Below are 26,653 nucleotides of genomic sequence, written 5' to 3'. Positions count from 1 at the left end.
AACTAATAGAATATCATGAAAAAAGAAGAACTGATTCAGAAAGCGTATGAAATTGCTGTGGAACGTTATGCAGCAGTAGGTGTAGACACCGAAAAAGTATTGAAAACTATGCAGGATTTTCATCTGTCACTTCACTGCTGGCAGGCTGATGACGTTGCAGGATTTGAAGTACAGGCCGGTTCGTTGACCGGAGGTATTCAGGCAACCGGTAATTATCCGGGCAAAGCTCGTAACATTGAAGAACTGCGTGCCGACATCTTGAAAGCTGCTTCTTATATCCCGGGTACTCATCGTTTGAACTTGCATGAAATCTACGGAGATTTCCAAGGTAAAGTGGTAGACCGTGACCAAGTAGAACCGGAACATTTCAAGAGCTGGATTGAATGGGGTAAAGAACATAACATGAAGCTCGACTTCAACTCTACTTCTTTCTCTCATCCGAAATCAGGTGATTTATCACTTTCTAATCCTGATGAAGGCATCCGTCAGTTCTGGATTGAGCATACCAAACGTTGTCGTGCAGTTGCGGAAGAAATGGGTAAGGCACAGGGCGATCCGTGTATCATGAATCTTTGGGTACATGACGGAAGCAAGGACATTACCGTAAACCGTATGAAATATCGTGCATTGTTGAAAGATTCTTTGGATCAGATTTTCGCTACCGAATATAAGAATATGAAAGATTGCATCGAATCTAAGGTGTTCGGTATCGGTCTGGAAAGCTACACGGTAGGTTCTAACGACTTCTATATCGGTTACGGTGCTTCTCGTAATAAGATGATTACGTTGGATACCGGTCACTTCCACCCGACAGAAAGTGTAGCTGATAAAGTTTCTTCACTGTTGCTTTATGTTCCTGAATTGATGTTGCACGTAAGCCGTCCGGTTCGTTGGGATTCAGACCACGTTACTATCATGGATGACCCGACTATGGAACTGTTCAGCGAAATCGTTCGTTGTGGTGCTTTGGATCGTGTACACTATGGCCTTGACTATTTCGACGCATCTATCAACCGTATCGGTGCTTATGTGATCGGTAGCCGTGCAGCACAGAAATGTATGACTCGTGCTTTGCTCGAACCGATTGCGAAGTTGCGTGAATACGAAGCAAACGGACAGGGATTCCAGCGTCTGGCTCTGCTTGAAGAAGAAAAAGCGCTGCCTTGGAATGCTGTTTGGGATATGTTCTGTTTGAAGAACAATGTTCCTGTAGGTGAAGATTTCATTGCAGAAATCGAAAAGTACGAAGCTGAAGTAACTTCTAAACGATAAGTTATGGATATTTTAATCGGCTTATTGATTATAGCCATCGGTAGCTTTTGCCAGTCCAGTTCTTATGTGCCTATTAAAAAGGTAAAGGAATGGAGCTGGGAAAGCTTCTGGTTAATACAAGGTGTATTTGCCTGGTTAGTGTTCCCGTTCCTGGGTTCACTACTGGGTGTACCCCAGGAAAGTAGTTTGTTCGACTTATGGGGAGCGGGAGGTGCTGGAATGAGCATCTTTTATGGTATATTATGGGGAGTGGGAGGTTTGACTTTCGGGCTTTCCATGCGTTATCTGGGGGTTGCGCTGGGACAGAGTATCTCATTGGGTACTTGTGCCGGTTTCGGAACTCTTCTTCCGGCTCTTTTTGCAGGTACAAACTTGTTTGAAGGTAACGGGTTGATTCTTTTGTTGGGTGTTTGCATCACATTGGCGGGTATTGCCGTTATCGGGTATGCCGGTAGCTTGCGTGCACAAAACATGAGTGAAGAAGAAAAACGTGCTGCCGTAAAGGACTTCGCATTGACAAAAGGTTTGCTGGTTGCACTTCTAGCCGGTGTCATGAGTGCTTGTTTTGCTTTGGGACTGGATGCGGGAACACCTATCAAGGAAGCTGCCTTAGCCGGTGGAGTAGAAGGGCTTTATGCCGGACTTCCGGTGATCTTTCTGGTTACATTGGGGGGATTCCTGACAAATGCAGTTTACTGCCTGCAGCAGAATGTAGCGAATAAATCGATGGGTGACTATGCTAAAGGAAAAGTATGGGGCAATAATTTAGTTTTCTGTGCGTTGGCTGGTGTACTATGGTACATGCAGTTCTTCGGACTGGAAATGGGTAAGAGTTTCCTTACGGAAAGTCCGGTATTGCTGGCTTTCTCCTGGTGTATTTTGATGGCATTGAATGTCACATTTAGTAATGTTTGGGGAATTATTCTGAAAGAATGGAAAGGTGTGTCAAACAAGACCATAACTGTGCTGATAGCTGGTCTGATCGTACTTATCTTCTCATTAGTGTTCCCAAATTTGTTTTAAAAAAATCAGGCACGGATTACACGGATTACACAGTTTTTTTATAACTTGCGACAAAATCAGTGTAATCCGTGCCTAATTAAAAAATATATATAGAATGAAATCAATCTTAGAGAATCGTCCGGGACTTGCCAAAGAAGTAAACAAGGTAGCGGAAGTTGCCGGATACTTGTGGCAGAAAGGATGGGCTGAACGTAACGGTGGTAATATCACTGTTAATATCACAGAGTTTGTAGACGATGAAATCCGTCAGATGAAACCGATCAGTGAAGTTAAACCTATCGGTGTAACTCTTCCTTATCTGAAAGGATGTTATTTCTACTGCAAGGGAACTAATAAGCGCATGCGCGATTTGGCCCGTTGGCCAATGGAGAATGGTTCGGTGATCCGTATTCAGGATGACTGTGCCAGCTACGTAATTATTGCGGACGAGGCTGTGGCTCCGACATCGGAATTGCCTTCTCACTTGAGCGTGCATAATGACCTGTTGAGTAAAAACTCTCCTTATAAAGCATCTGTGCATACACACCCGATCGAACTGATTGCCATGACGCATTGCCCGAAGTTTCTGGAAAAAGATGTAGCTACCAATCTGTTGTGGAGTATGATTCCCGAAACAAAGGCATTCTGTCCGCGTGGTTTGGGTATCATTCCTTATAAATTGCCTAGTTCTGTTGAGTTGGCGGAAGCTACCATCAAGGAATTGCAGGATTACGATGTTGTGATGTGGGAGAAACATGGTGTATTTGCAGTAGATTGCGATGCGATGCAGGCGTTCGACCAGATTGATGTACTTAATAAATCGGCTCTCATCTATATTGCGGCGAAAAATATGGGCTTCGAGCCGGATGGTATGAGTCAGGAACAGATGAAAGAAATGACAGTTGCTTTTAATCTCCCTAAATAAAAAAACAATAGCACAACCATGAATCGCATTATTTTAAACGAAACTTCTTACTTCGGTGCCGGATGCCGGAGTGTGATTGCTGTGGAAGCAGCCAGACGTGGCTTTAAGAAAGCCTTTTTTGTAACGGATAAAGACTTGATTAAGTTTGGAGTAGCTGCCGAAATCATTAAAGTATTTGATGAGAACCAGATACCTTACGAACTTTATAGTGATGTAAAAGCTAATCCTACTATTGCAAATGTCCAAAACGGTGTGGCGGCCTACAAAGCTTCCGGAGCCGATTTTATCGTTGCTTTGGGTGGTGGTTCTTCTATCGATACTGCCAAAGGGATCGGTATTGTTGTGAACAACCCTGACTTTGCAGATGTGAAATCTTTGGAAGGTGTGGCTGATACCAAACATAAAGCTGTACCTACCTTTGCACTGCCTACTACTGCCGGAACGGCTGCCGAGGTAACGATCAATTATGTAATTATTGATGAAGATGCCCGTAAGAAGATGGTTTGTGTAGACCCGAACGACATCCCTGCCGTGGCTATCGTAGACCCTGAACTGATGTACTCAATGCCGAAGGGACTGACTGCTGCTACCGGTATGGATGCTCTGACGCATGCCATCGAAAGTTATATTACTCCGGGTGCTTGGGTAATGAGCGATATGTTCGAATTGAAGGCTATTGAGATGATTGCACAAAATCTGAAAGCAGCCGTAGATAATGGTAAAGATGTGGCAGCCCGCGAAGCAATGTCGCAGGCACAATATATTGCCGGTATGGGATTCTCGAATGTCGGTTTGGGAATAGTTCACTCAATGGCTCATCCGCTGGGTGCATTCTATGATACTCCTCATGGGGTAGCCAATGCTTTGTTGTTACCGTATGTGATGGAATACAATGCTGAATCTCCGGCAGCTCCGAAATATATCCATATTGCGAAAGCAATGGGAGTGGATACTACCGGAATGAGTGAAGCAGAGGGCGTTAAAGCTGCTATCGAAGCTGTGAAAGCACTTTCTATCAGCATTAATATCCCACAGAAATTGCATGAAATCAATGTGAAAGAAGAAGATATTCCTGCATTGGCTGTAGCTGCTTTCAATGATGTTTGTACAGGTGGAAATCCTCGTCCTACTTCGGTAGCGGATATTGAAGCCTTGTATCATAAAGCATTCTAAATCTCGTCATAGTAAAGTTTGTTTTTATATAAACATCCGGAGATACTTGAAAGTACGCTCCGGATGTTTTTTTATACCCTTGCGTGTGTTTTCTGAAAATAATTCCTATTTTTGTCTGGTTCAATTGCATGAAAACACACTGATATGATCGAGGATAATAGTTTGGGATTAGAATTTAAATATCTGATTGTAAATGACATGGACCGTAAATTCGGCCTGTGGGTAAATACTGTCGGCTATCAGTCTATCCCTCCCGATTCACCTTATCCGTTGAAAGAACATCCCTCCGGTTACTTTTTTAATGCGGAAAAAGGAAGGGTACTTCGCGAATATCAGTTGGTTTATATCACCAAAGGGCGTGGTTTGTTTTCATCCGATTCCACTTCCGAAAAGCAGGTTTGTAAAGGTCGGCTGATGGTGCTGTTTCCCGGTCAATGGCATACTTACCGCCCGTTACGGCAGACTGGTTGGACGGAGTATTATATTGGTTTTGAAGGACCAATGATAGACGCCATCGTGAACGATGCTTTTTTGTCGCAGGAACAGCAAATACTCGAAATTGGTATTAATGAAGAGTTGGTTTCCTTGTTCTCCCGTGCCCTTGCTGTGGCAGAAGCGGATAAGATTTCCGCGCAACAATATCTTTCCGGCATTGTGCTCCACATGATAGGAATGATTCTTTCCGTTTCTAAGAATAAGTTTTTTGAGATGAGTGATGTGGACCAGAAGATAGAGCAGGCCAAAATTATCATGAATGAAAATGTTTCCGGTAATGTGGATCCGGAAGAGTTGGCTATGCGGCTCAACATCAGTTATTCATGGTTTCGACGTGTTTTCAAGGAGTATACAGGTTATGCCCCCGCCAAATATTTCCAGGAATTGAAACTACGTAAGGCCAAACAAATGCTGGTCGGAACTTCCCAATCCGTGAAAGAGATTTCTTTTTTCCTGGGTTTCCAGTCTACCGAATACTTTTTCTCTTTTTTCAAGAAGCGTACAGGGCTGACTCCGTTGGAATATCGTTCGTTCGGACGGGAAGAATGAATAGGGTGAAAGTCTATATCTATCAGTAATTTTGCTCTGATTTTGGGAATATCATAAAAACTGTTACTTTTGTGACGAGATTAATGTGTGCTATAAACCATCATTCTTGATATGCGCGGACAAAGACTATCTAATATCCATTTTTTTATTCTGCTATCTCTTTTTGGATTTGTATTTCCACTCCGGTCACAGGAATACAAGTTCAGAACATTGGGTGTGGAAGATGGATTGTCGCAAATAACGGTGAGTGATATTTGCCAGGATGAGAAATCGCGTATATGGATTGCCACTCTGGACGGGCTGAATTGTTTCGATGGCAATCACATCAAAGTCTTCAACCACTTTCATAACGACTCTATCAGTTATGGTAATTTATATGTGACTCAAATGGTGGAAGACGGTCAGGGAAGTCTTTTCCTGTTGGCTTCTACCGGACTTTTCCAGTTCGACCTTGAAACGGAGAAATATTATATCCTTCCGGTGACTTCTCCCTCCACTCTTGCCAAAGGAAAGACGGGAGTGTGGATTGCAGAAGGAGGGAAACTGTTCTTATACGATAAGAATACCCGCCTCTTGAAACCGATGTATGCCGATTTGCAGCTGCCGGACAGTGCCCCGACGATGGTGGAAGGTTCCGAGGGAAGCCTCTGGATTGCTTTGAAAGAGGGTGGGGTGATGCGTGTAGACACTTGCGGAGCGATGTCACTTCACTTGCCCGGAATTAAAGTGATGAAACTGATAAAAAGTAACGACCAGAATATCTGGATAGGTTCGCAGGATCAGGGCGTTTTCTGTTTTTCACCTCAAGGTGCCATCATACATCACTATGAATACAATGATAAGAGTGTTTACACGGTTCGGGATGATATGGCGAGAGCGTTATGTCAGGACTTGGAAGGGAATATATGGGTAGGCTACAGAAGTGGATTGAGTAAGATTGAAGTGGCTACCGGGAAAATATTCCATTATCAGGCAGATCCTAACCGGGTGGGTGCCATGTCCAATCGTTCGGTGACGTCTCTTTATACAGACAATCAGGGAACTGTTTGGGTGGGGACTTATTGGGGAGGGGTAAATTTCTTCTCTCCGGAATATCAGCATTTTGTGCATTATCATGCTTCGGACACCGGATTGTCTTTTCCCGTGGTCGGTGCTATGGCGGAAGATAAAGCCGGAAATATCTGGATTTGTACGGAAGGAGGCGGATTGGATTTATATCAACCGGAGCAAGGGAAGTTCAAGCATTTTAATACGCATACGGGATATCATTTCAGTACGGACTATCTGAAAGATGTTGTTTTCGATGAGGCTAATAATTGCTTATGGATTGCCGCTGACTTTACCAATAAGGTGAATTGTTTTCATCTTGATAACTATCGGAATGATATCTATAATCTCGAACCGCTTGGAGAAGAAAGTGTAGGAGAAGCTCTGTTTGCTTTGGCAGATACGCCTCGTAAATTGTATGTCGGGACAACATCCGCTATTGTGAGTTTGGATAAACAGACCTTGAAACCGGAGGTGTTGTTTCATCAGAAGGAATTGTTTACACATAACTACAACACCCTATTGCTTGATTCGAAAAACAGATTATGGTTTGCTTCCGATGACGGTTGTGTAGCTTATGTGATTGAGGAAAAGCGGTTTGAAACCTATAGGATAAGTCTGAAGAAACGGGTCAGATCTCAAAAAGAGCTGGTCAATGTTATCTATGAAGATCGGAAAGGAAATATTTGGGTAGGGACACATGGAAACGGACTTTTCTTGTTGGATAAGAAAGACCGTTCATTTCATTTGCATACTCCTGAAAGTGCATTGTCAGGAGAAAATATCAGGGTATTGGGTGAAACTCCTTCCGGAAATTTGCTGATTGGTACCGGGCATGGATTGTCAATGCTGGAGCAGAAAGAGGGAAAAGTGATTAACTTCAATTCGAAAACAGGGTTTCCTCTGACTCTTGTGAACCGGAAATCCATGCATGTATCGCGCAATCATGATATTTATATGGGAGGGGCCACCGGACTGGTTACCATTCGTGAAAGTAGTCTGTATTATCCTCCGAAAATATACGATCTGGAGTTGGCGCATTTGTATGTCAACAACAAAGAGATAACAACAGGCGATCAAACCGGTATTTTAAATAAATCCTTTGCCTATACCGACCGGATCAAATTGAATTACTTGCAGAATGTGTTTTCTATCGGCTTCTCGACAGATAATTTTTTGCATATAGGCGGGGGTGAGGTAGAATACCGGTTGATGGGGTATAATGATGAATGGAGCGAGAACCGTTTGGGAAATGATATTACTTATACGAACATCTCTCCGGGCGATTATGTCTTTGAGATCAGGCTGAAGAACTTCCCGGAAGTAATCAGATCGCTGAATATAACGATTACGCCACCTTTCTATGCCACTTGGTGGGCTTATACGATTTATGTATGCGTGATTCTTACTATGCTATTCTTTATCGTGAGAGAATATAGAATCCGTCTGTTCCTGAAAACTTCATTGGATTTTGAACTTCGCGAGAAGCAATACATTGAAGAGATGAATCAATCCAAACTGCGTTTCTTCACGAATATCTCGCATGAAATCAGAACTCCTATTACTCTTATCCTGGGGCAGGTTGATCTGTTGCTGAATTCCGGCAAATTGTCTACCTATGCTTATTCGAAACTGTTGAATATACATAAAAATGCAGGTAACCTGAAATCATTGATTACTGAATTGCTTGATTTCCGGAAACAAGAACAGGGACTTTTGAAACTGAAAGTTTCTCAATTTGACTTATATTCTTTGCTCAAAGAGCATTATGTATTGTTCAAGGAGTTGGCTGCTAACAGGAATATTTCGTTTGTTTTGCATGCCGACTGCGAGCAATGCCTCGTGTGGGGAGACCGGATGCAAATACAGAAGGTGGTTAATAACTTGCTGTCTAATGCTTTTAAATATACTTCAGACGGTGGAACTATCCGTATGGAATTGGCTGATGGAACGGAGGAATGTATGTTTTCCGTTTCCGATAATGGTGCGGGAATATCCGAGGAAGACTACGTTAAGATATTCGAGCGGTTCTATCAGGTTGAGAATATAGGACAGTATGGAGGAACAGGTATCGGACTGGCTTTGAGTCAGGGTATTGTGAAAGCCCATCAGGGGGATATAACAGTAGAAAGTCAGTTGGGAAAAGGCTCTTGTTTTAAGGTCATTTTGAAAAAAGGGGATGCTCACTTTGATTCTTCTGTTGCCCGGGTTGAACCGGAGCGGGATAAGGAATATATTTATTATTCGGAAGATAAAGAACTGTTGGTTAAGGAGGTGCGGTCAGCCCAGAGTGAAAGCGGGACTACTGACTGTAAGTTACTGGTAATTGATGATAATGAAGAGATCAGAAATATCCTTGTGGATATTTTCTCTCCATTGTACACGGTTGAAACTGCAAGTGATGGCAAGGAAGGATACGAGAAAGTAAAGGTGATGCAGCCCGATCTGGTTATTTCGGATATCATGATGCCCGGAATGCCCGGAACAGAGTTATGTGCCAAGATCAAGAACAATATAGAAACCTGCCATATACCTGTCGTTCTTCTGACTGCCCTTAGTGCTCCCGAACGTGAGTTGGAAGGATTGAGAATTGGAGCGGATATTTATGTGGTGAAGCCATTTAATATGCGGCGGCTGGTGATGCAATGCAATAATCTCATTAATACCCGCAGACTTTTACAGAATAAATATGCCCATCAATTGGATAGCAAGGCGGAGAAGATTGCAACGAACGAACTCGACCAGAAGTTTATCGAACAAGCTACTCAAGTGGTGGAAGATAATATGGAAAATCCCGAATTCAGTGTAGATGCTTTCTCACGGGAGATGGGGGTGGGGCGTACTGTCTTATTTCAGAAGATAAAAGGTATCACGGGAAGTACACCAAATAATTTTATCATGAATCTCCGTCTGAAAAAGGCTGCGTATTTTCTGCTGAATGCTCCGGAGATGAACATTTCGGATATTGCTTACCGGTTAGGATTTGGAAATCCTCAATACTTCAACAAATGTTTTAAAGAACTTTTTGATATAGCTCCTACACAGTATAGGAAATCTCATGATGCCCCTTCCGATCCCTCTGTAAGGTGATTAAAATAAGTCATCTGAATTTTTAGACTAGATAAAACGAACAATTCGATAGGGTGCAATATGCTCAAATGCGATACTTTTGTGGCGTTGGATCATGCCAGCTTGTACTTGAGTTTTCTTTAATTAGGTGTGTCCGCACACACTTTTATTTAGCAGACCGGGTATTGTATAATCTTTATTCTAATATAATAATTATTGTATAGTATTATGAAAGACGATTACTTATGTAATAAATAAAAGATAACATCTTACGGGAGAGAGCCAATGTATTTCTCCTAATTAATTAAGTAGTGAGTAAAACCTTGATAATTAACCAATTTAATTTTATTCTAGTTATGAAAAATTTGCAGAGTAGGACAAAAGTGCGATTGTTGCAGTCGTTTCTTTTGATTTCCTTGAGTCTCCTTTTCCTTGTCCATCCGGCTTATGCTCAAGGCGGGTTTGCAGTAAAAGGAGTTGTTGTGGATAAAACAGGATTTCCTTTGCCTGGCGCTAATGTGATGGAGAAAGGAACATCTAATGGGACAATTACGGATTTAGATGGTAATTTCTCATTGAATGTTTCAAAGAAGGGAGTTACTTTGACTGTATCATTCATGGGATATACCCCTAAAGAGGTAGTAGTGAAAGATAAAACAATGAATATTACGCTTGAAGAGAACTCTAAGTTACTGGACGAAGTAGTGGTAGTGGGTTACGGTACGATGAAAAAGCGTGATGTGACGGGAGCTATTACTTCCATCTCAAGTGAGGCTATTGAGCAGAAAATGGCTACTAATGTTTTTGAAGCACTGCAAGGTACTACTGCCGGTGTACAGGTAGTGTCAGGTTCGGGACAGCCCGGTGAGTCTTCTTCTATTAAAATTCGTGGTACTTCCACTTTCTCCGCCGAAGGAGTGACTCCTCTTTATATTGTAGATGGTGTGCCTTTGGAAAGTATCGACGGTATCAATACCAATGATATTACTTCTATGGAGATTTTGAAAGATGCTGCTTCTGCAGCTATCTACGGTTCCCGTTCGGCTAACGGTGTGATTATTATCACTACCAAGAGCGGTCAGGAAGGTAAAGCCCGTATTGATATCAAGTATAATCACTCATGGGGTACATTGTCTCATAAGGTGCCACAGGCAAATCGCAAAGAGCGTCTGTTGTACGACCAGTACCGCAAAGAGTATTTTGAAACATACGGCGGAGGTAATCCTGACGAAAGTAGTGATATACTGAATGATCCGTTGAACTCTTTCTTCAATGTAGACAATGATTATCTGGATATGATTACGAGCACTGCGCAGAAAGATCAGGTGGATATCAGCGTAGGTGGCGGTACGAAGAAACTGAAATATTTCATCAATACCGGTTATTATAACGAGAAAGGTATTATTTCCAATACCGGTTTTCAAAGATTAAATACTCGTATCAACTCCGATTATTCACCGACAGACTGGATGAATATGGGTAGCCGTATTTCTTTGACTTATTCTAAGAAGAAAGGTCTGAATGAAGGTACATTATTGAGTGCGGTATTGACTCGTCGCCCTTATTTCAATACTTATTATCCGGATGGCTCTTTGGTTGGAGTGTTTAATGGTCAGAAGAACCCTATTGCACAGGTTAATTATACAACTGACTTTACAGACTCTTATAAGGCGAACTTTTTCCAGTTCTTTGAAATCAAATTCAACAAATATCTGAAGTTCAGAGCCAATATCAATGCCAACTTCTATCTGGACAAGCGCAAAAAACTCGAACCGAGTCTTATCACCGATGAATGGCAGAAACAGAATAAGGGCTATTCTTATAATTACTTGAACTGGAACTGGATGAATGAAGATTTCATCACTTATGCACGTAAGATCAAGGGACATAATTTCAGCGCAATGGTGGGTGTCAGTGCTCAACAATGGCGTTATGAAAATGAAACCTTTGTAGGTTTGAATTCATCCACCGACTTTATTTATACGATGAATGCCTTTGCTGCTAATTTGGATTTGTCTTCTACGGGATCTACCTTGAGCAATCACTCCATGGCTTCTGTCTTTGCACGTGTGACGTATGATTATCTGGGAAAATATCTGTTTACAGCGAATATGCGTCGTGACGGTTCTTCCCGTTTCGCGAAAGAAAACAAATGGGGAAATTTCCCGTCAGTGTCAGTGGGATGGCGTTTCTCTGATGAGAAGTTCATGAAGTTCTCGAAGAAATTCCTGGAAGATGGTAAGATACGTGTAAGTTATGGTATTACGGGTAATGAAGCGATCGGAAACTATGACTATATTTATTCTTATTCTCCGAATTCTATCTATGACGGAGTGGGTGGTGTTATTCCGACCCGTATCGGTAAAGACAACCTGAAATGGGAGGAAACCAAACAGTTCAACCTTGGTTTGGACTTGAATTTCTGGAATAGCCGTTTGACGATTACTGCCGATTACTACGATAAATATACAGACGGTCTGTTGGCAAACTACCAATTGCCTAAAGAATCCGGTTTTGCATATATGAAGACAAACGTCGGTGAGATGAGTAACCGCGGTTTTGAAATTGCCGTTACCGGTGATATTATCCGCACAAAGGACTGGAAGTGGAATGCTTCTTTCAATATCTCCAGAAATATCAACCGCATTGAGAAACTGTCTGAAGGTAAGGCATATATGGAAGGTGATATCTGGTGGATGCAAGAAGGCGGCCGTGTAGGTGACTTCTATGGATTTAAAAGCGCCGGTATCTTTGCTTACGACGAATCGAACGCTTTTACAGATAAATGGGAACAACTGACTCCGGTATTTGAAAATGGTGTATTCCAATACAAGTATTTATTGAATGGAAAGGAATATGCAGGTGATATCCGCCAGAAAACGTTACCGAACGGCAAACCGTTCCGTGGTGGAGATTACAACTGGGAAGAGCCGGAAGGAACTCGTGATGGTGTGATTGATGATAATGACCGTATGGTGATTGGTAATGCCATGCCTGATGTGACCGGTGGTTTGAATACAACCGTGACTTGGAAAAGCGTAAGCTTGTATTTGGGATTCTATTATTCTTTGGGAGGACAGATTTATAACGCTGCCGAACATAATCGTAATATGTTCAAATATACCGGAACCACTCCTTCACCGGAAGTCATTCATAATATGTGGTTGCATCCGGGCGATCAGGCCATCTATCCGCGTCCGTATAACGATGATTTCAACAATGCGCGTATGGGTAACTCGTTCTATTTGGAAGATGCTTCATTTATCCGTTTGCAGAACGTACGTATAGCCTATGATCTTCCTGAAAACTGGATAAAGAAGCTGATGTTGAAGAATATAAACATCTACGCTTTTATAAATAATGCATTGACATGGACCAACTATTCGGGATTCGATCCTGAATTTTCTACAAGTAATCCTTTGCAGGTAGGTAAAGACTCTTACCGTTATCCGAGAAAGAGAGAATATGGTATTGGTTTTTCTGCTAACTTTTAATTGAAAATATCGTATGAAGAATATAAAATATTTTGTTGGAGCTGTATGCCTGGCTCTATCATTGAATAGCTGTTCAGACTTTCTGAATGAGGAACCGGTGAGTGAAATCCCGGCAGGTGACATGTGGCAGACTGCTCGTGATGCTAAGGCAGGTATAAATGAAATCTACGGATTGCTGCGTTCCACTCTACGCGAGAATTATTTTTATTGGGGTGAATTCCGTTCGGATAACGTAGCTCCCGGAGCACCGGTGATGGCCGATCAGGCACGTGTGATTAATAACCTGATGTCTACGGACGAGAAATGTGCGAAATGGACAACCTTGTATCAGATGATTAACCAGACCAATCTGGCCATCAAATATGTTCCTAATATCAGTATGCCCGACGTGGCAGACCGCAACGATTACCTCGGACAAGCGTATGCGCTACGTGCTTTGGCCTACTTCTATGCTATCCGTGTCTGGGGAGACGTACCTTTGTTTATAGAACCTACTGAAAAGTATTCGGAGGCTATTTACAAGGACCGTACAGATAAGAATTATATTCTGGAACATGTTATTCTTCCGGATCTGAAGAAAGCGGAGAGTCTGATTAACCGTAACAAGAATTTTGAACGCAAACGTATTTCTATCTGTGGCGTATGGGCTATCATGGCAGACGCCTATATGTGGGCTGAAGAATATAATCTGGCCGATCAGACCATTGATAAGATGGCAACTATTGCTTCCAAGAAAGGCGGTCGCTTTGTGGACTTCGAACCTAACATTGCTACTTGGCATACCATGTTCACGGAAGAGCTGACCAATAAACCGTCTGATGATACACCGGAAAATGATGAATATAACTCCAGAGAGTTTATTTTCCTAGTTCATTTCAACATGGATGAAGTCGGCACGAATGGTTATAGTTATATGTATCAATGGTTCTCCGGTTCAGGAAACCGTGCGGCGGTTATGTCCGACAAGTTTATGAGCATCTTTGATGAAAAGGACATGAAAGGTGATTTGCGCAAAGATTATATGGTGAAGTATTACCAGAATGGAAATGAATTGCGTAAATATATGGCGGGTGATATTAGTAATTCTTTGAATAAGACTTGCGAGGTTGCTTATCCGATCTATCGCTATACAGATATGATGTTGCTTCAAGCAGAAGCTCGTGCTCATCAGGGTAAATGGGGTGAGGCTTTGGAACTGGTGAAATCTGTACGTGACCGTGCCGGATTGAACACGCTGACTGAAAATGATTTTGCTTCAGAAGAAGAAGTCGTTAATTATATTTTGCGTGAACGCCAAGTGGAATTAGCTGGTGAAGGACGTCGCTGGTTTGACTTGGTACGTACCGGAAAGTGGAAAGAAGTGATGAAACCTATCAACGGAATGGAGCAGGACGGTAATGAACTTTTCCCGATCCACTATTCACATATTCTGGAAAATCCGAAGATTGTGCAGAATACGTATTATGGCAATACTAACAACTAAAAAGATAGAAACGATGAAAAAGACAATATTATATAAGGCTCTTTTCTTTTGTTGGGCCATTCTGGCGTTGACCGGTTGTGATCTGGACTTACAAAAGAACTATGACTATGAACCGTCGGTGGATGATCCGTATGTAAAAGTGACAGCGTGGGAATATTTCCAAGATCACAAAGATATGTTCTCGGAGTTGATAGCAGCTATTGAGTATACAGGTCTGAAGGATTATTATACCCAGACTGATAATAAATATACTTTTCTGGCTTTGAATAATACAGGTATGCAGCTGTATCGGGAGAATGAATTTGCAGGTGCGGCATCCATTACAGATTGTGATAAAGAGAAAGTAACGAACATGTTGCTTTATCACATTGTAGACGGTGAATATAGTTCTTATGGACAGTTGCAGGTGGAACCTATGTTCGTATTGACGATGCTGAAAGGAGAGAATGGGCTGATGACAATGTCTGTATGGAAAAATCCCTGGCAGGCTGCAGTCGGTAAGATTCTGGTGAATCAGACCGGAAGCAACGGGAAATCTCCACAGCGTCAGGCTAAGACCAGCAACATTCTGCCAACGAATGGTGTGATTCATATATTTGAGAACTATTGCAAATATTCCAAATAACCACAGTTAATTAAAAAGAGAACTAATTATGATTCGTAAAATATATACCTTATTAATATTAGGACTTTGCCTGGGCTTTGCTGCCTGTAGCGATGATAATGATGGTCTGGATCCTAATGCGGCTGCTCCTGTGATTAAATTCCCGATGGAACAACTGGATGTGGATTTAAATAAAGTGGATAATTTGCCGGTAGTGGCTGTCATTAAGTCGCAGGCCGGACTCCGGAGTGTGACAATGAAATTGCAGACGGTAGAGGGAGTGACCGAATATAAAACGGTGACTGAATTCTTTAATCCCAATTCTTACAGCTTGTCTGAGAACTTGGAATATAATGCTAACTACGAAGCCTTTATCATTGAGGCTACGGACAAATTGAACCATGTGACGAGTGGAACTTTGCCAATTGCTGTTACCGATGTAATGGCACGTCCTGTCATAACATTCGATCCGGAAGAGATTGTATATGATGAGATGGATGAAAATCCGGTAATTCCCCGTACCACTTTCAAGGTTGTTTCGGAAGCAGGTTTGAAAGTAGTGGAAGTATATCTGGTATCTGCAACCGGACAAGAATCGAAAGGAAGTGTGGAACTGAATGGTAAGAAGGATTTCTCGTATGACGAGATGATTAATTACAAAGAAGGTGATAAAGGTTTCAAGGTAAAAGCAGTGGATATATATGATAATGTTACTATTTCAACTTTACCAGTGGAATACAAAACAGTTCCAATACCTGTATTGACTTTGTCAGAGAAACCTATTATAGCTAGTACGGATGCAAAACAAGAAGTACCTGTAAAAGTAGAGTCTGTACGTGGTATTCATGAAGTGATAATTTATCGCATTGAAAACGGACAGGAGATTGAAGCTTTACGTGAACAAAAGAATGGTGAAACGCATCTGGATTATGCTCCGAAAATAACTTTTACCGAAACGACGTCTAAAATTAAAGTGGTGGTTTCTGATGGAAGAATTGGAAAAGAAGCAACCGGAACAGTGAAAGCATATGTAAATATGGATGTTGCTACAGTGAATATATCTAGTAAGACTTTTGCAAATAGTGCACACGAAAAATATCCGGATGCCTATGGTCTGTTGTCCTTCAAAGATTTGAAAACTTATTCTATTGATTATGCATTAACCGGTGCAGACAATGCAAAGAATGTCGATTTGAAATTCTATTGTATGGGAAAAGGTTCAAATGTTGATTCAGAACCTCGTCTGTATTCTATAAATGCTGCAAAATCGGAAGAATATAAAGGGTCTGGTGGAGCAGCTTTGAATACCGCAGCTGTAAAGAATAAGACTACGATGGCCAAATTGCCTAATTTTGATTTTGACAATGCAACTGTTGCTTCCATAGCTTCTGAAATATCAGCCAGTTTGATTGTGAAAGAAGATCTGATGCCGATAGCAGAAGGGGATATTATCGCCTTTAAAACTGCATCGACTTCTGCAGCAGGAGGAAATAGAATCGGAGTAATGCGAGTTGTTAGCATGACGCCATCTACCGGTGAAGGTGTATTGAAGCCCGGAGATACAACAGCTCGTGTATTGACCGTTGAAATCAAATTTCCCCAAAAGAAATAATGCTGGGTAATGCTACTTACCGCCTGAAGTATGAATAGAAAATTTCTTTTCGATTAAGACTAAACTTTCATTTCATTAGAAGTAAAGTTATTGTCTATCGGATACAAACTATAAACGAAGCTTCCGTTTTTATAAATGCAAGTTGCGTTTTTAAAAACAAAGCTTGCAATTATAAAAACAAAGCTTTCGTTTATAGTTTATAATAAGGGTAAAGGAAGTTTGCAACAAGGGTAAAGGAAGTTCTCTCCTAGTAGAGAATAACTTTTCTATTAATAGCCAATGCGAGAGTTAGTAATAACTATCCGGTGAACCGTAGAGTATACGAAAGATGCGACTGATAACAAGCACGATGGTTAATAAGTAGTGTGTAATAGCTGAAAGTGATATGAGAAAACAGATATATGGGTATTTCCTCTTTTTATCTTTAGTCGGATGGATGTGTTTGGCGGCTGGCTGTTCCTCCTCTGACGAAATAGAACCTTTGACACCGGAAGGAGGGGACACTCCTCCGAAAAAAGAGGAATATACTTTTGTGAACGTGGAATACCGGAAATGGCAGAACGGAACTTTCCAAGCATGGACAATGGCAGACTCGAGGGAAACCCGAACCATTGATCATATGAATTGGTATGCTCCCTCTTCGGATTATAGCCGGACTGCCTGGGGAGGACGGATAGGCCTGCAACCATCTTCTGTGGTTGGAAAAGAAGGCTTTTTTCGAGTGGCTAGTTGCGCAGGACGTTCTTATTTGCTCGACCCGGATAATGGAGCTGTTGTTATTCATGGAATTCAGCATGTCCGTCCGGGAGAATCTACTGCACATAAGAAGGCTTTCAGCACTCGATATGGTAGTGAAGCACGATGGAGTGAAGAGACAGGTAAACTGATTGCGGACAATCATATAAACTATATTTCGTATGGATCGAACCGCATCGAAGCATTTCCTGCAGCAGTACGCAATAACCTGCTGACACCTAAGACGCAAAAGATTGCTTATGCGGAGAATCTGTATCTGCTTCGTTCGTTTATGTGGGATATGAGTAAGAATTTAGGCTATACGTTTGATGATGACAAGTACAATCGCCTGGTTCTTCTTTTCGAACCGACGTTTGCTGCTTACATAGATCATCTTGTACAGGAAAAGACTGCTTTATTTGCCGGTGATAAGCATTTTATCGGTTTCTATCTCGACAATGAACTACCGTTTGCCAGCTATCAGAATGCTGATCCCTTACGAGGGATCGATCTGAAACATTTCCTATCCTTACCCGAACGCTATAAAGCAGCCCGGGAGTATGCAGAAAAGTTTATGCGGGATAACGGCATAGCCTCTGCCGGAGCGATAACCAAGAAAGATCAGGAAGACTTTCGGGGGATGGTTGCCGATCATTATTATCAATTGACTACCGCAGCCGTCAGGAAATATGATAAAGAGCATTTGATTTTGGGAACACGTCTGCACGATTGGAGTAAATATAATCAGAAAGTAGTGGAAGCGTGTGCCCGTCATTGCGATCTTGTTTCCATTAACTATTATGCGCGTTGGCAACCGGAAACCGATTTTCTGGCAAACCTGAAAACCTGGTGTGGAGCGAAACCTTTTTTAGTTTCGGAATTCTATACGAAAGCAGAAGATGCCAGTTATCAGGGAACTGGATATGCCAATACCGAAGGAGGTGGATGGCTGGTGCATACACAAAAAAATAGAGGTGAGTTTTATCAGAACTTTTGCCTTCGTTTGCTGGAAACCCGAAACTGTGTGGGCTGGGTACACTTTGAGTATAATGACGGCTACGATTCTGATGGAAAAGCTTCCAATAAAGGAGTGGTGTCCATCGAATATGAACCTTATGGATCTTTCCTGTCGCAGATGCGGCAGTTGAATCTTGCAGTTTATTCATTGATCGATTATTATGATAAAAAATCGGTTCAATAGATTAATGGAAACTTTAAAAAGACAAATTGAATATTTAGAATTAAAATAGTTATGACCATGAAGAAGTTTAGTTTATTGGCAATCCTTTTAGGATTTAATATAGCTTTGGGAGCATGTTCCGATGATGATGCCGCTCCTGTAGTACAAGATGAAATCTTTCAACTTCCGGAAAAAGCTTATGTGCTGGCGGAGCAATCCAGACGGGCTATTGTCATCAGAGATGCGGAAACGCATCGCAATATTTGGAGTTGGGATCCTTATACTGCCTGTGTGCCTGCTGCCCAACAGGGTTGGTTTGTCAATCCGAGCGAAGTAAAACCGGTTTTCAATAGACGCTATATTTTAATGACTGCCTCCGGCGGAGCTGTGGCTTTAATCCGTTTGTCGGATCATAAATTAATGTTCTATGCAAATTGCGGACAGAATCCTCACTCCGCGGAGGTATTACCCGATGGAAATATTGTGACGGCAGAATCAAAATCCGGTGAAATCAATACCTTTGTGGTTGACACGGTTAAGGTATTGGGAGCAAAGGCTAATACGGTGAAATTGGGTAATGCGCATAATGTAGTCTGGGATAAGAAGAGATCATATCTTTATGCAACAGCTACCATGACGGGAGGAGTGACTGCATTATTCCGTTTTAAGTATGATGGTAACCGGAGTAATCCGAAGCTGACCAATCAGACTCGTATCTATACATTCAGCAATGAATCGGGCGGGCATGATTTATTTCCGGTATATGGCGAAGAAGATAAATTATGGCTTACTGCGGCTTCGGCTGTTTATAAGTTTGATCTGACTGGTGTTACGGATGCCACGACCAATGAGTCGGCCGAACCGACCTGCGAGAAAGTGTATAGCATAGCCGATATAAAAAGTATCTGCAACGGACCGGATGGAATCCTGATGTTGAAACCGACTGAAGAGTGGTGGGCAGAAGGACTTGTAAATGAGAAGGGAGAAGAACTTTTCAGAATGGACGGAGCCAAGATTTATAAAGGCCGTTGGATGATAGACAATACCTTCAGTTATCCGGAAAAGCATGATTTCGTGTTGGGTGAGGATTGATTAAGTATCACGGAAGATTGATAGAGTATATAAGTTGAATAATTAAGTTTGGAACAATGAGGAAGCTTCTTCTATTTTTATTGGTATCTATCGCATTGCCGGCTTTGGCGCAGAATGGAAAGAAAGTGTATGCCGACTTTCACGGTGTACGCTATACCCGGCAGCATGACGGAAAGTTGGGCCGTTGGGAGATGTATGCCAATACGGAGAAATCAAGTACCGGAAGAAAGTCGCTGTGTTATAATGCCGACCTGATAGACAGTGAAGGGCGGCATGAAATAGCGGCAGTGGCTTATCCGCAAGTCGGAATGCAGTCCAATCTCGATCCCGATTATATCGAATATCAGATTTTGTCTGCGAAAGCAGCCAAGATAGATGGATTCTTTATTGAATGGGGATTCAAGCCTCACGAAAATGACATCTTGTTGCGTGAGATGCAGAAAGTGGCGGCGAAGTATGACTTTGAGATCGGGGTAAACTGGTGTGACGGTTGGTTGTATTATGACTGGATTACTAAACTTTATCCGGAAATCAATACCCGTGAGGCAAAGACTGAATACATGGCTAAATGTTACCAATATTTGGTAGATAGCGTCTTTACTGGTCCTACAGCTCCTATGGTGAAGGGAATGCCTGTTTTTTATCATTTCGGTCCCGGAGCGAAGGTGGATGAATATAAGAAAGTATTATCACTGGCGAAGTTACCGCAAGGAATGAAGCAACCGGTTGCTTTACGCCGTTGGGCGGATTGGGGAAAACTGGAAAACGATAAATATATCCCCGTCACTCGTAGCGATGAAATGGATGCTTGGAAAGAAGTGGGAGAAATTCCGACTGCATGGCTTCCTGCCCGTGTCCGTACAAGAGATCAGGCACATGCCGAATGGGATAATTACGCCACACAGGATGATGTTATCGAGTTTATGAAACCTTTCCGCGATTCTATCTGGCATAGTAACAATCCTGCATATACAATAAAGTCGGGATTTGCCATGCCGGGGATGGATAACCGGGGGTGTGCAGGCTGGGGACGCGGACACTTCTATTATATTCCTCGCAACAATGGAGAAACCTACCAAAGTATGTGGAAGTTCTGTATGGCGGAGAAAGACAGCTTGGATATGATGTTTATTGCTTCGTGGAGCGACTATACCGAAGGACACGAAATAGAGCCAACCATTGAAAACGGCGACCGCGAATTGCGTACTACTTTAAAATATGCGGCAGAGTTCAAAGGTGAACAGGCGGATGAACGTGGATTAACCTTGCCTTTGATGCTTTTCCGTTTGCGAAAAGAAGCCCGTTTCTTGGAAAAGACAAAGATGGACGTATCCGGTTGTCATCGTTCCCTCGATAAAGCAGCATTGTTAATCAGTCAGGGACGTTATCCGGTGGCGATAGGTTTGTTGTCGCAAATAGAAAATGATGTCAAGACGGCAAAGTCGGCTTTAACGGTTGAGATGATGCGTTTGCGTGAGTCGGACATGAAGATTCAGGGAAAGCGGAAATCCGGTGGCTACAGTGCCGAAGAGACTCTCTCTATCTCTTTGCCTAAAGAGTTGGTTTCCAAACTACAAATGAATAACTATGTAGGATATCTCTATTTTGAGTATCTGGATAAAGGAAATGAATCTCTTTTTATACGTTCGTCTACGCTGCGTGAACCGAAAGAGCCGTTTAAAATTGTATCCCGGATACGTACCGACAATACGGGCGAGTGGAAAAGCGCAAAAGTAGAATTGTATAAGGATAATATCGTGAATGGATTCAATATGCCTACTTTTTATTTAAAAGGAAATGTCGTAGTCCGTAATTTGTCATTGGGTTATACGATCTACACAGTCAAATAAATGCATGGATGAAGAGCTTAAATAATTGGTTATTAGTTTTATTGGTACTATCCTGCTTCGGCTGTTCCTCTCCGGTTCATGAGGATGGCAGAGGATGTGCTTTCGTATCTGACAGTATTCAATATCGGGTTGAGTTTATGTCGGCGGGATGCGTACGGATTTTGTCTTTTCCCCAAGGTGATACGTTGATAACAAAAAGATTGGTGGTCGATGCGGAAAAGCCGGCTTTCAAAGACTATAAATGGGAAGATACGGGACAGAAGCTGGTTTTTCGCACCCGTGAACTTTCCGTAGCTTTTGATAAGGCAGATGCGGCTTTCACTTTTCAGGAAATATCCACAGGTAAGTTGTTACTAAAAGAGAAAGGGGATGGAAAGGCACGGAACTTTAAACGTTCGGTTGCCGGAGGTGAACAATGTCTCGAAGTCACTCAATGCTTTGTTCCTACCGAGGATGAGGCTATTTACGGGTTGGGACAGTATCAGAACGGAATCATGAACTATCGGGGGAAATCCGTACTTCTGTTGCAGGCCAATATGGATATTGTCAATCCGTTCCTTATTTCGACCAACGGATACGGTGTCTTATGGGATAATTATTCTTCTACGAAGTTTGAAGATACGAAGGAAGGCTACTCGTTTACTTCCGAAGTAGGTGATGCTTCCGACTATTATTTTGTCTATGGCAAGAATATGGACGAAGTCGTTGCCGGTTATCGGGAATTGACGGGGGACGTGCCGATGTTTGGAAAATGGGTATATGGCTTCTGGCAGTCCAAAGAGCGTTATAAGTCGTTCGATGAATTGAAGGCAGTCGTTAAAGAATACCGTAAACGGGGAATTCCGTTGGATAACATTGTGCAGGACTGGGAATATTGGGGAGACAAACCTCATTGGAACAGCCTGACTTTCCATCCGGCAAACTTTAATCATCCCCGTCAGGTTATTGATGAACTGCATCAACAGGACCATGTTCATTTTATGCTTTCCGTATGGCCAGGATTCGGACCGGAAACGGCTGTCTATCAGTCTTTGGATTCTATCGGTGCATTGTTTAGTGAACCTACATGGGCAGGCTATAAGGTTTTTGATGCCTATAATCCTGTTGCACGGGATATCTTCTGGCAATACCTCAAGAAAGGACTCTATGATATGGGCGTGGATGCCTGGTGGATGGATGCAACGGAACCTTCTTTCCGGGACGGATTCACACAGTTGAAACAGGAAGAAAAGACCAAATCGGCAGGTAATACTTATCTGGGTAGCTTCCACCGTTATCTGAACACCTATTCTTTAGAGATGCTGAAAGATTTCTATCAACGCCTACGAGCCGAAAGCGATCAGAAACGAATATTTATCCTGACTCGCTCCGCCTTTGCCTCGCAACAACATTATGGTACGGCTGTCTGGTCGGGTGACGTTTCGGCTTCATGGGAGAATATGCACAAACAACTGGTTGCCGGCTTAAACTTGTCTATGTCTGGTATTCCGTATTGGACTTCCGATACGGGAGGATTCTTCGTCACAGAACGGGATGCGAAATATCCCGACGGACTGAAAAGTAATGATTATAAAGAGTTGTATTCCCGTTGGTTCCAGTTTAGCGCATTTACTCCTATCTTCCGTGCTCACGGTACGAACGTGCCGCGTGAAATTTGGCAATTCGGTGAAAAGGGGACATTATTCTATGATAATCAGGTGAAATATATCCATCTGCGCTACCGTCTGTTGCCTTACATTTACTCAATGTCTCATCAGGTAACCGCCAATAACTATACCATGTTGAGAGGCTTGGCAATGGATTTCACAACAGATACCCGGACTTTTGATATTGATAATGCCTATATGTTCGGTACTTCCTTATTGGTGCGTCCGGTATTTCGTCCGCAATCGGAAGAAAAGAACGTCAGCATTTATCTGCCGGAACACAGCGGTAAATATTGGTATGACTTCTGGACCGGAGAAGCTTTTGAAGGAGGAAGAGAACAAATGCAGACAAGTATCCTCGATATACTTCCGCTCTATGTGAAGGCAGGTTCTATCTTGCCTTTGGCAGAAGTAAAACAATATGCGATGGAATATCCCGACCGTGAATTGGAACTGCGTATCTATGGAGGAGCGGACGCTTCTTTTTTATGGTATGAGGATGAAGGTGATTCCTACCGCTATGAAGAGGGTGTATGTTCGAAAGTGCCGGTGCAATGGAAAGATTCGGAACGGACATTGACTATTGGCCTGCGTGAGGGAACTTATCCCGGTATGCCGGAACAAATAAAAGTGCATATGAAATTATATCTGCCTGAAGGTGCTGCTTTTGAGAGTAAAGAGTGTGTCTACACAGGTAGAGAGGTAAAAATAAAGTTTTAATTAGATGCATATATCGATTATGAAGAAGTTTTTCTATATCTTTATTCTATTGCTTATTGTGGGATGGGCGCAGGCGCAACAACGCGTGGTATACACAATCAACGACGGATGGAAATTTACAAAAGGATCTCCGTTTGAAGCGCAGCTGGCCGGCTGTGACGACTCTTCTTGGGAGACGGTCAATATTCCTCATACATGGAATGATAAAGATGCCGACGACGAAACTCCGGGATTTTATCGGGGGCCGGCTTGGTATCGGAAACAATTATTTGTAGACAAAAGCCAGGAAGGACGTCAGGCAGTAATCTATTTTGAAGGAGCCAATCAGGAAGTGCAATGCTATCTGAACGGTCAGTTCGTGGGAGAGCACAAAGGAGGGTATACCCGTTTCTGTTTTGACATTACTTCCCATTTGCGTTATGGACAGGAAAACCTGTTTGCCATTTATGTGAACAATGTCTATAACCCGAATATCCCGCCTCTGTCTGCCGATTTTACTTTCTTTGGCGGTATCTACCGGGATGTCTATCTGCAGTTTATGAATCCGGTGCACATTGCAACGAATGATTATGCTTCGTCAGGAGTTTATATCCGTACCCCCGAAGTGAACAACTCCGCAGCCTCGATAGAAATCACTACGTTACTGACGAATAATACACTCCAACCTGCTGAAATCAGGGTGGAAAATATAATCTGCGATGCGGATGGCAGGGAAGTGAAAAAGACTCATGCGGAAGTAAAGCTGGCATCCGGCGAAACAAAGACGGACATCTCTAAAAAGATAAAAATAGATTCTCCCCGTTTGTGGGATATAGACGATCCCTATCGGTATATGGTATATACGCGTATTCTTGATAAGAAAAAGGGCGCTTTACTGGATGAAGTGGTGAATCCGTTAGGTTTGCGCTGGTTCAAGTTTGATTCGGAAAAAGGCTTTTTCCTGAATGGCAAAGGACGTAAACTGATCGGAACTGCCCGGCATCAGGATTATTTTCAGAAAGGAAATGCCTTGCGCGACGAGTTGCATGTACAGGATGTATTGCTGTTGAAAGAGATGGGAGGGAATTTCCTGCGTGTGTCACATTATCCCCAAGATCCTGTAATCATGGAAATGTGCGATAAACTGGGTATTGTGACTTCGGTTGAAATCCCCGTTGTCAATGCTGTTACGGAAACCGAAGAGTTTCTGCAGAACTCCGTTGAGATGGCTAAAGAAATGGTGCGTCAGGACTTTAATCGCCCTTCTGTTATGATTTGGGGTTATATGAATGAGATTTTCCTGCGTCGCCCTTATACCGAAGGCAAGCAATTGGAAAATTATTACCGCTTTACTGAAAAAGTAGCCCGTGCCTTGGAGGCGATCATCCGAGAAGAAGATCCTTCCAGATATACCATGATGGCTTATCATAATATGCCTCAATATTACGAAGACGCCCATCTGACCGAGATACCGATGATTCAGGGATGGAACCTGTATCAAGGCTGGTATGAACCGGATATCAATGAGTTTCAGCGTTTGCTCGATCGTGCCCATAAAGTATACAAAGGAAAAGTACTGATGGTTACGGAATATGGACCGGGAGTAGATCCGAGACTTCATTCCTACCAGTCGGAACGTTTCGACTTCTCACAGGAATACGGTCTGGTATATCATAAACATTATCTCCGTGAAATGATGAAACGTCCGTTTATAGCCGGTTCCAGTCTGTGGAATCTGAATGATTTTTATTCCGAATCCCGTGTAGATGCTGTTCCTCATGTAAACAATAAAGGAGTTGTCGGATTAGACAGGGAGAAGAAAGATGTCTATTGGTTCTATAAGACAGCTTTGTCACGTCGTCCGATACTTGTTATAGGTAATCGGGAGTGGAAAAGCCGTGGGGGAGTGGTGAATACTGCACAGAAAGAGTGTATTCAGTCTGTCCCTGTATTCTCTAATGCGGAAGAAGTTGAGCTGTTTGTGAACAACAAGAGTCTGGGAAAGAAAAAGGTAGAAGATAATTATGCTTTGTTCGACGTGCCGTTCGTTGGTGGAGAGAATCTGCTGGAAGCTGTTGCTGTGGCTAGTGGTCATAAATTGCGTGATATGCTCCGGATTCAGTTCCAATTGGTAGGTTCACAATTGAAAGATGAAGCTGTGTCATTCACGGAAATCAATGTAATGTTAGGTTCTCCAAGATATTTTGAAGACCGTTCGGCAAATGTAGCATGGATTCCCGAACAGGAGTATAAGCCCGGTAGCTGGGGATTTGTTGGCGGAACTTCTTATCGCCGCAAAACAGGGTTCGGCAGTATGCTTGGCTCGGATATTGATATTCACGGAACAGACATGAATCCGGTTTTCCAGACCCAACGTGTCGGAATAAAATCTTTTAAAGCTGATGTACCGGATGGAGAATATTCCGTATATTTGTACTGGGCAGAACTGGAGTCGGACAAAGAGCGGGAAGCATTGGTTTATAACTTGGGAGCTGACTCGGAACAGACATTTGCCGGAAACCGCAGCTTCGGAATTTCAATCAATGGAACAACCGTTTCAGATGATTTTAACGTAGCCCGCGATTACGGATATGCCCGTGCTGTTATCAAGAAGTTTGTGATAACAGTAAAGGATGGAAAAGGATTGAGTGTCGATTTCCATAAAAAGGAGGGAGAACCAATTCTGAATGCTATCCGTATTTATAGAAACTATTAATTATAAATGC

At 42.5% G+C, this 26,653-nt stretch carries 15 protein-coding genes; all 15 read left to right on the top strand.

The features are described 5' to 3' along the window. The first annotated feature begins 15 nt into the window (after nt 1-15). The 15 genes from I2I13_RS09055 to I2I13_RS08985 all read left to right on the top strand — a co-directional run bounded on the left by I2I13_RS09055 (nt 16) and on the right by I2I13_RS08985 (nt 26,643). Nucleotides 16-1,272 (top strand): L-rhamnose isomerase, encoded by a 1,257-nt coding sequence (locus I2I13_RS09055; protein ID WP_195649284.1) that lies wholly within the window; start codon nt 16-18, stop codon nt 1,270-1,272. 3 nt (nt 1,273-1,275) lie between these two features. Further along, nucleotides 1,276-2,295, top strand: a complete 1,020-nt coding sequence (gene rhaT, locus I2I13_RS09050) for an L-rhamnose/proton symporter RhaT (protein ID WP_148363928.1) — start codon at nt 1,276-1,278, stop codon at nt 2,293-2,295. Nucleotides 2,296-2,389: 94 nt separating this feature from the next. After that, complete coding sequence (gene rhaD / locus I2I13_RS09045) at nt 2,390-3,199, top strand: rhamnulose-1-phosphate aldolase (protein WP_195649283.1); 810 nt, start codon at nt 2,390-2,392, stop codon at nt 3,197-3,199. An 18-nt stretch (nt 3,200-3,217) separates the two neighbouring features. Next, nucleotides 3,218-4,372: a lactaldehyde reductase gene (gene fucO, locus I2I13_RS09040; protein ID WP_004304988.1), complete on the top strand. Its 1,155-nt coding sequence runs from the start codon at nt 3,218-3,220 to the stop codon at nt 4,370-4,372. Between the two features lie 144 nt (nt 4,373-4,516). Continuing rightward, nucleotides 4,517-5,416, top strand: coding sequence for an AraC family transcriptional regulator (locus I2I13_RS09035; protein ID WP_148363927.1), 900 nt, complete (start codon nt 4,517-4,519; stop codon nt 5,414-5,416). 111 nt (nt 5,417-5,527) lie between these two features. Further along, nucleotides 5,528-9,553 carry a hybrid sensor histidine kinase/response regulator transcription factor gene (locus I2I13_RS09030; RefSeq protein ID WP_195649282.1) on the top strand — a complete coding sequence of 1,342 codons (4,026 nt, stop codon included), beginning with the start codon at nt 5,528-5,530 and terminating at the stop codon, nt 9,551-9,553. Between the two features lie 335 nt (nt 9,554-9,888). Next, nucleotides 9,889-13,026: a TonB-dependent receptor gene (locus I2I13_RS09025; protein WP_195649281.1), complete on the top strand. Its 3,138-nt coding sequence runs from the start codon at nt 9,889-9,891 to the stop codon at nt 13,024-13,026. Nucleotides 13,027-13,039: 13 nt separating this feature from the next. Next, nucleotides 13,040-14,509 (top strand): RagB/SusD family nutrient uptake outer membrane protein, encoded by a 1,470-nt coding sequence (locus I2I13_RS09020; protein WP_195649280.1) that lies wholly within the window; start codon nt 13,040-13,042, stop codon nt 14,507-14,509. Between the two features lie 13 nt (nt 14,510-14,522). After that, a complete protein-coding gene (locus tag I2I13_RS09015) occupies nt 14,523-15,134 on the top strand; it encodes a fasciclin domain-containing protein (RefSeq protein ID WP_195649279.1) in 612 nt (203 codons plus the stop codon). A gap of 28 nt (nt 15,135-15,162) precedes the next feature. Further along, a complete protein-coding gene (locus I2I13_RS09010) occupies nt 15,163-16,725 on the top strand; it encodes a hypothetical protein (protein ID WP_195649278.1) in 1,563 nt (520 codons plus the stop codon). Between the two features lie 385 nt (nt 16,726-17,110). Then, complete coding sequence (locus I2I13_RS09005) at nt 17,111-18,661, top strand: hypothetical protein (RefSeq protein WP_195649277.1); 1,551 nt, start codon at nt 17,111-17,113, stop codon at nt 18,659-18,661. Between the two features lie 57 nt (nt 18,662-18,718). Beyond that, nucleotides 18,719-19,732, top strand: coding sequence for a DUF6528 family protein (locus I2I13_RS09000; protein ID WP_195649276.1), 1,014 nt, complete (start codon nt 18,719-18,721; stop codon nt 19,730-19,732). 56 nt (nt 19,733-19,788) lie between these two features. Further along, nucleotides 19,789-21,582 carry a glycoside hydrolase family 71/99-like protein gene (locus I2I13_RS08995; protein WP_148363919.1) on the top strand — a complete coding sequence of 598 codons (1,794 nt, stop codon included), beginning with the start codon at nt 19,789-19,791 and terminating at the stop codon, nt 21,580-21,582. Between the two features lie 8 nt (nt 21,583-21,590). Next, nucleotides 21,591-23,948, top strand: coding sequence for a TIM-barrel domain-containing protein (locus tag I2I13_RS08990; protein ID WP_195649275.1), 2,358 nt, complete (start codon nt 21,591-21,593; stop codon nt 23,946-23,948). A gap of 19 nt (nt 23,949-23,967) precedes the next feature. Beyond that, nucleotides 23,968-26,643, top strand: coding sequence for a glycoside hydrolase family 2 TIM barrel-domain containing protein (locus tag I2I13_RS08985; RefSeq protein WP_195649274.1), 2,676 nt, complete (start codon nt 23,968-23,970; stop codon nt 26,641-26,643). The last annotated feature ends 10 nt before the right edge of the window (nt 26,644-26,653 follow it).

Source organism: Bacteroides sp. D55t1_190419_B8, from assembly GCF_015558905.1.
Taxonomy (GTDB): domain Bacteria; phylum Bacteroidota; class Bacteroidia; order Bacteroidales; family Bacteroidaceae; genus Bacteroides; species Bacteroides vicugnae.
The sequence above is the reverse complement of the archived record's forward strand: the minus strand, read 5'-3'. Positions and strand labels throughout refer to the sequence as shown.